At 29.3% G+C, this 451-nt stretch carries 1 pseudogene; it reads left to right on the top strand.

Annotated elements, in window-relative coordinates:
* A pseudogene (locus IC173_RS20425) lies at nucleotides 1–305 on the top strand (N-acetylmuramoyl-L-alanine amidase); the annotation flags it as partial.
* Nucleotides 306–451: the final 146 nt, after the last annotated feature.

Here is a 451-nt window from a genome sequence, read left to right as displayed (position 1 = left end):
TAGAAGGTGTATTGAATAAAAATATAAAAAATGAGGGAGCCAAAGAGATGTATAAACACACTATAGTTTATGATGGAGAAGTTGACAAGATACCTGCAACAGTAGTCGGCTGGGGCTATAATGATGGTAAAATATTAATATGTGATATAAAAGATTATATACCAGGTCAAACAGAGAATTTATATGTTGTAGGCGGAGGAGCATGTAATAAGATAGGTTCTATAACTAAAGAGAGATACACTATGATAAAAGGTAATGATAGATTTGATACCCTTTATAAGGCATTAGATTTTATAAACAAGTAAACCGATTAGGAGGTAGTAACTGGTAATGTAAAATAATTTGTGCTTCAAGGTTAATAAAAATCTTCTTTATGGCAATGATTTAAATATAATCAAATGTCGTAAAGGAGATTTTTTATGAATACTTTAAGAAAACAATTAGTCAAAGA

Origin of the sequence: Clostridioides sp. ES-S-0048-02, from assembly GCF_020658495.1 — a bacterium.
Lineage (GTDB): Bacteria > Bacillota > Clostridia > Peptostreptococcales > Peptostreptococcaceae > Clostridioides.
Note: the sequence above shows the minus strand (reverse complement) of the source record. Positions and strands in the feature narration are given on the sequence as shown.